This window comes from Polaromonas sp. P1_F2, from assembly GCF_056405735.1.
Genome location: NZ_JBFUBN010000008.1, coordinates 248,784 through 256,196, shown reverse-complemented (window position 1 = coordinate 256,196; position 7,413 = coordinate 248,784). Strand labels below are relative to the sequence as shown.

Below are 7,413 nucleotides of genomic sequence, written 5' to 3'. Positions count from 1 at the left end.
ACTGCTCGGCTTCGTCTTGCCAGCCATTGCGGCGCAGTTCGCGCGAGATCGTGCTCGGTGATCGCCCCAGCACTCTCGCAATCTTGCGGATGCTGCAATTGTGCAGCTTCATGCCCATTACCGTGCCTCGCTCTTCGGCACTCAATTGTCGATATGTTCTTGTCATGCAACTCCTCTTGGATTGGAAGTGTTGCACTTGGTCCTTGAATCCGCCCTTACTTTCTTTTGGCGAAGCAAAAGAAAGTGAGTCGCATGCCGGGCGACTCCCGGCCAGCCACCCTTAAAAGAGGGCGGAGAAGGAGCAGAGGCAGAGAGGAAGAACACACCACTGTTAAGCGCTCAACCCGGGCTGTAGTAGCCGCGCCGCACGGCGCAGGCGGTGATCTCGGCCGCGTTGCGCAGCGAGAATTTATCCATCAGGTTTTGCCGGTGCGTGCGCACCGTGAGCACGCTGATGGCCAGCAGCTTGGCGATCTCGCGGTTGCTCAGGCCGCACGCCACCAGCGACATGATCTCGCGCTCGCGCGGCGTGGCCGCCAGTGCCTCACCGGCCGCGTCCATGCGCAGGGAGCGCGGCAAAAAGACCGCCGCGATGCTGCGGCTCACGTGCTGCCGGCCGGCCAGCACCGCCTGCACCGCGCGCAGCAGTTCGACGCCGCCCTCGCTTTTGTGGGCATAACCGTCGGCGTCCGCCAGCAGCGCCCGCCTGAGGGCGCCGGGCTGCAGCTCGCCGGTCAGCACCAGCACCTTGACGGCTGCGCCGAAACCGGCCTTGATGGCGGACACGATGTCCAGGCCGTGGGCGTCCGGGCCCAGGTCCAACAGCATCAGCCGGGGCAGGAGCCGGCTCACCAGCGCTTGCACCGCCTCGCCGTCACCAGTTTCGGTCACGACCTCAAAGCCGGCCTGGCCGGACAAGAGCATCCTGAGGCCGTCGCGCATCAGCGCATCGCCTCCGGCAAGCAGGACAGTGGTGGGGCGGCAGTTCAATCCAGCTTCTCCAGGCCAGGGCAACAAGGACCCGGCCCCGCGCCGGGCTTGATGCTTGCCCTACTGTGGCAAAGGGCCGGTGAACTGTCTGTCCCCAGTTCTGGTGACACCGCTGCAAGGCGGTGCACCGCGGAACAGGTCGCCGGCGGCGCCTGCCTTTCCAGGTGCCGCTAGCCCCCACCCTGCTCTCCCCCAGCAGGGGAGGGAGCAAGAGCGGCTTGACCCCTTCCCCCTCTGGGGGAAGCTTGGGATGGGGGCCTGCGCCCCTAAAAACCGACGCGGCCTATTCGGCTTTGTCCTGCCCGGCCGCCTCTGCGGCAGCCGTGTTCAACGCCTGGATGAGCGGCGCATCATCCAGCACGGTGGATTCACTGTCGGTGCTGCTGCCCAGGGGTTTGTCCGTGCCGGCAATGGTGTTGATCGCGGTCACATAAGGCCCATCCAGCGCTGAAGTCACGCCGAAAAGGGATGCAGGCAAAGGCGGTGTACCGGTCATCGTCAGTGTGCCATTGGTGTACACAACGTTGTAACCCAGTGCCGCTGCCAGCGTACCTTGCGTAATGGCATGTGTAGGGCCGGTTGTGGCAGCGCCTGTGGGCGCCGACAGCTTACCGTTCAGCGCGGTTGCCGCGGTGTCGCCCGCCACCAGGCCGCTGTTGACGGTGTAGGTAAGGGCCGGGTCGGCGCCGCCGTATGCCTTGCTCTGGTTGTCGCCGCTCACGTTGAGCGTCGGCACAACGCTGTAGACAAAGCGGTTGCCCGTCAGGGACGTCATGGAAGCATCCGACGGTGCGTTGGCTGCGTAGGTTCGGCCAAACGCATTGCCCGTTGAGACCAGGCCGCCCAGGTTGCTGGCGGTCGGGTCGGTCGAGTAGACGAGGAAGCGGCCGGCGCCCGAGTTAAGTGCACCCGCCCCGGCGTTGTTCACAAAGTTTTGTCCAGCCGCCAACACCAGCGAATCATTGGCCGCGCTGCCGGAAGTCACGCTGTTAGCCAGCGTGAGGTCGCTGGCTGCGCCGGTGGTGCGGACTAGCACCTTGCCAGTGGCCGTCAGGCCTGCGGTGTTGACGGCGCCCACCGTCAGCGCACCGGCCTGCGCGTAGGCCACCTCCCCTGTATTGCCGGCCAGCGTGGTCACCGCATTTGCAACATTGGTGAGCGTGTGGCTGCCAGTGCCCAACAACTCCAGACCATTGGCTGTAATGCCTGCGGTTTGGGTAGAAGCGCCGCCGGTGGAAAGCGTCAGCTGGTCGGCCGTCAGCGCCGCATTGACGGCAATGTTGCCGGCGGCGATGAACTTGAGCTTGTCCTGGCTGTTGCCGAAGGCGCTGTCAACGGTGATTCCGGCCGCGGACGTCACGTTGACGGTCTGCGAAGACCCGGCATCGGTGGTGATGGCCAGATTGCTGGTGCTCAGCGTATTCGCTGCGGTGAGGCTGATGTTGCCGGTAGCACCAGTTGTCGTCAGCGTTTGCAAGCCTGTCACATCGGTGCCCAGCGTGATGGCGTTCTGGGCATTCGCAGTGAATGTAGTGGCGGTAACGTTGTTGACCGCACCGTTGGCGTCTGTGATGGCGCCGGATGTAGCGCTGAGTGTCACGGCGCTGCCACTGACCGTTTTAACCGCCAGGTCGCCCACCGCGGTGACATTGACAGCGCCCGTGGCGCTGATGTTTTCCACGCTGGCGCCGCCGGCCAGGGCGAGGTTGACCTGTGAGCCCGTGCCGCGGGCTACTGCGGTGACTGCACCGGCGGTTGAAACATTCATCGCGGAGGCGGCGCTGGCGCCTATGTTGCCATTGCCTGCCTCCAGGGAGACCGAGCCACCTGCGGTGGCGGTGATGTTGATGGCCGCGCCGCTGTTCACCAGGTTGCGCCCGACGGCCAGCACCAGCGAATCATTGGCCGCGCTACCGGAGGTAATTCCATTGGCCAGCGTGAGGTCGCTGGCTGCGCCTGTAGTGCGCACCAGCACCTTGCCGGTGGCGGTGAGTCCGGCCGTGTTGACAGTGCCCACCGCCAGCGCACCGGCCTGCTCGTAAGCCACATCGCCGGTGCTGCCGGCCAGGGTGGTCACCGCATTCGCAGCGTTGGTGAGCGTGTGGCTGCCAGTACCCAACAGCTCCAGGCCATTGACTGTAATGCCTGCGGTTTGCGTAGAGGTACCACCGGTGGAGAGCGTGAGCTGGTCGGCCGTCAACGCTGCATTGACGGCGATGTTGCCGGCGGCGGTGAGCTTGAGCTTGTCCTGGGTGTTGCCGAAGGCGCTGTCGACAGTGATGCCGGCCGCAGACGCCACGCTGACGGTCTGGGCCGAGCCGGCATCGGTGGTGATGGCCAGGTTGCTGGTGCTCAGCGCATTCGCTGCGGTGAGGTTGATGTCGCCTGTCGCGCCTGTCGTGGTCAGTGTTTGCAGGCCGGTCACATTGGTGCCCAGCGTGATGCCATTTGCGGCGGTTGCGTTAAGCGTGGTGGCGATGATGTTGTTGGCCGCGCCATTGGCGTCAGTGATGGCGCCGGCCGCGGCGTCGAGGGTGACCGAGCTGCCGGCCACCGTCTTGACCGCCAGGTTGCCAGCCCCGTTGACGCTGACGTTGACAGCACCTGTCGCGCTGATGTTTTCCAGGGCGCTGTTGCCGACCAGGCTCAGGTTGACGTGTGAACCGGCGCCGTTGGCTACCGCGACGATAGGGCCGGCCGCTGAAATACTCACGGCGTTGGCCGCGCTGTTACCTATGCTGCCGTTGCGCGCCTGCAGGTAGATCGTGCCGCCGCCCGAATTCTGGAGGTGCGTGCCGAGGCTTGCGGGAGATGGCGCACTGATGCCTCCCGTGGCCACGATGCTCATGGCGGCCGTGCCCGCGGTCGTGCCTGTGGCATTGCTCGAAGTAGAGAAGGTTTCCGTTCCCAGGGTGATGGAGCCGGTGTTGCCAATGTCGATGCGGCCGCCGCCATTGTTTGTGACGGCGCCAAGGAACGCGGCGTTGGCAGCGGTGTTGCGAACGATGATGTTGCCTGATGTGCCGTTACTGAGATTGCCGAAAGTGCCGATCTGGTTACCGGCATTGGCCAGCGTCATGCCGCCGTTGCTCGATGCCTGCAGCACGTTGCCAACGATGGCCTGGGTTTGCGACAGCGCGCCGCTGCTGTGCAGCTCAACAAGACCGGTGCCGGACTGGATGATGCCGGCCGTTCCGTCCACCGTCCCCACAGACAATGCAGAGTTGGAGCGAACCTGGAAATTATTCGTTCCGTAGGCGCGGCCGCTGACCTGGCTGATCTGGTTGAGTGGGTTGTCCAGGATGACGGTTCGCGCGTCGGCGTTCAGGTTGGCAACCGTGAATGCCGCCGTTTGCGAGATGCCCGGACCTCCAGCGCTGCTGTTGAGCAGGCTCAAGCTGGGTGCGCTGGCCAGGTTGATCGCGCCGCCGGTGTTGCCGATGGCGATGCCGCCGGTGTTGGCGGTGCGGCCGATCACGATCGCTGAAGCGGTGATCCGGTTGAGCTCGTCGTTGCTTAGGTTCATGGCGGCGGTTTCAGACGCCCCGCCAAGCGTGATCGCCCGGGGGGCGCTGACCGTATTGATCGTCACCCTGCCCATGCCCGCGTTGACGGCGCTGCCGATGTTGACACGCTCACCCCGCAGCGCGATGTCCCCGCCCCCGCTGTTGATGCCGGTGCCGTTGATGTTCAGGTCAAAGTTGGTGGCCGGCGAGGCCGGCGCCGTCCCCGATCCGAGCAGCGACATGGCCGCGCCGTTGGAGTTGATGCTGCCGCCGGTCAGGCTCAGGCCCTGGGAACCGGCGGCGTGTACCACCGCTGAATTCACGCGGCCGTTCACGGTGATCGCGCCGGTCGAGCTGAGGCTGCCGCCCGCCATGGAGATGCCCGTGAACGTTGCCGTAGTCGAGAGGCCCTGCCCATCACCTGAAACGGAGAGCCCGCCCGTGCCCGCAATCAGGTCGGCGCCGGCATCAACCAGGATGCCGATGCCTGTCGTGCCATCGTCCATATCAGCGACGCCGTCGAGCAAGATGCGACTGGCCGCGCCGGACTGCACCTTGCCTTTTGCAATGATGCCCTTGGTATCCGCGGCGGCGGCGAGGGCACTGAGCATCTGGCCCCTGACCTCCACGTTGCCGCCGGTGCTGGACACCTCGGAGCCGGTGCCCAGCTCAACGGCGACGTTGAGGGCCGTCGAAGTGGTGTGTGCATTGCCGGTGACGGCGATGTTGCCCGTACCCGTGACCTTGGCCAGTGAGTCCAGCCGCACACCACGGGCCGCCTGGGCAATGATTGTGCCCCAGCCCGACTCGCCGATGATGGTGACGGTGCCGGCGCCGCCTGCGACGTTGGAGTTGGCGATGGCCACGCCTGCCGCCGAGCCGCTGGCGGCGACAGCAGCGGCGCCGCCGCTCTTGAGCTTGCCGGTGATGTTTATGGTGCCACCGCCGGTGGTGCGGACGTTGGTCTGTGTGGCCCCGCTGTTGACCAGCTCGATCGCATGATTGCCTGAATTGGTATTGGATGCGTCAATGCTGATGTTTCCGCTGCTGGTCAGGCTGCTGCCCATCAGCTTGATGGCAGAACTGGCGCTGTTGATGTTGGCATTGCCGCTGGTGAGGGTGGCGCGGTCCAGCAGCACGCCATACTGCGACTGGTCTGTGGTGGTGCCGCTGATGGTGAGGGCGCCGGTGCCGGCGTTCAGGGTGCTCTGGGACACCAGCACGCCCGAGTTCCCGGCCTGGCCCGCTGCGGTCAGCGTGATCGCGCCTCCGCTGGTCTGCAGGACCGTATTGCTAACATCCAGCCCGCCGGCGGAGTTGAGATTGATCGTGCCGGCGCCGCCGGTCACTGAAATTGCGGAGGTCTTGATGGCCTGGGTGGCCGCCGCTGTGGTCACGCTCGCCGAGCCCCCGCCGGAGACCTTGAACGTCAGGCCGGCGCCATGCGTGCTGCCCGTGAGGTCGATGCCGGTACCGGTGGGGCCGGTGGTTCTGATTGTGAGATTGAGGCCACTGAGGAGCTCCACATCGGCATTGCCGAAAGTGCCCGTGACGTTGATCGAATCCGTGGCCTCAATAACCACGTCGGAACCCATCGCTTCAATCGTGTCCTCGTAAATGGTGTCGGCGGCCCCGCCTGTGCCGCCCGCGATGGTCATCGTGGCCGGGTCCAGCAGCCAGGTGCCGGTCTTGCCTCGCGGCGCCAGCGTGTTCACCCTGAAGCCCGGCAGGATTTTGAAGTGCGCGGCGCTGGTTTCTATAAAGCCGCCGTCACCGCCATCCGGGGCGCTGGCGTCCAGCGTGCCGCCGATGTTGACCGTGCCGTGCTCCATATCGCCGATCAGCATGATGCGGCCGGCCTTGTTGGCGATCGTCTTCGCTTCAATGACACCAGTGTTGTTAACAGTAGCCGTGGTCAGCTGGTCCATGGCTTTGGCGGACAGCAGCACCTGGCCGCCATTGGCCTGGATCAGGTGTTTGTTCTCGGCCAGCGCGTTGATGGCGCCCTGGTCGATGCTGTAGCCGAGCAAGGAGCCGTTGTCTAAATTCAGGGTGACCTTGTTGCCGGCAGCCAGCAGCGCTGTTCCAAGGCTCGCGATCATCACGCCTTCGTTGCGCACTTCCGGTGCCAGCAACGCCAGGTAACCGCCGGGAGCTGCCGTCAAGGTGCCCTGGTTGACCACAGAGCCGCTGCTGCCGTTGTTGCTGAAGACGTGGTTCCCCGCCATGAAGTCGATATTGCTCATGCTCAAGGTAGATGCCACCAGGCCGCCGACGTTGACCTGTGAGCCGGCACCAAACAGCACACCGTTGGGATTAAGAATGAAGACCTGGCCGTTGGCGGTCAGGCTGCCGAGCAGCTCGCTGGGGCTGGCGCCGGTGATGCGGTTCAGCGCAATGGCCGAAGCATTGGGCTGGTTGAATCGCAGCGCCTCGTTGGCCGCGGTGGACAAACTGGTCCAGTCGACGGCCAGGCGCTGGCTGGCCTGGTTGATGGTGGTGGTGTTGCCCAGCGTGGAGACACTGCCGCTACCCGCGGACACACTGGCATTGGCCGCATCGGCCGCATGCGCTTCATGTGTCAGCACCGCCAGGGAGGTAAGCAACACCAGCGCCGCGCGGCAGGCCGTATTGAGCCTGAAGCCCGCGCCACCGCCATCGACGCCATGGCCTCCTTCCGCCTGCACGTCATCCCACTGCACGCTGCCGCGCGCCGAGCCACCCTTGCTTCTGCCCTTGGCGTTTTCCGCCACGGCCACCCACAGGTTCAGGGCGGCGTTCCAGACGAGGCGGTAAATACGGTTCATGCTGGCGTGGCTTTTCATGGAAGCTTTCGTTGACGGGCGGAACTTGCAGCGAACCAGGTTGTCCGCCAATCAGTCGGGCCAGCGTCCCGGATGTTGTGGAACGCCTTGCC

At 65.0% G+C, this 7,413-nt stretch carries 3 protein-coding genes; all 3 read right to left on the bottom strand.

All coding sequences use genetic code 11. From position 1 onward, the window contains the following. Window positions 1-166 (bottom strand): helix-turn-helix domain-containing protein (locus AC1D0O_RS17405; protein ID WP_477652819.1); only part of this gene is annotated, 166 nt, incomplete at its 3' end. A gap of 173 nt (window positions 167-339) precedes the next feature. Next, on the bottom strand, window positions 340-990 hold the full coding sequence (locus tag AC1D0O_RS17400; RefSeq protein WP_477654747.1) for a LuxR C-terminal-related transcriptional regulator: 651 nt from the start codon (window positions 988-990) through the stop codon (window positions 340-342). 283 nt (window positions 991-1,273) lie between these two features. Next, on the bottom strand, window positions 1,274-7,321 hold the full coding sequence (locus tag AC1D0O_RS17395) for a two-partner secretion domain-containing protein (RefSeq protein WP_477654746.1): 6,048 nt from the start codon (window positions 7,319-7,321) through the stop codon (window positions 1,274-1,276). Window positions 7,322-7,413 lie beyond the last annotated feature (92 nt).

Excerpts from the sequence above, each read along its gene's own strand:
- AC1D0O_RS17395 (WP_477654746.1), bottom strand. The coding sequence starts at position 7,321 with ATGAAAAGCCACGCCAGCATGAACCGTATTTACCGCCTCGTCTGGAAC.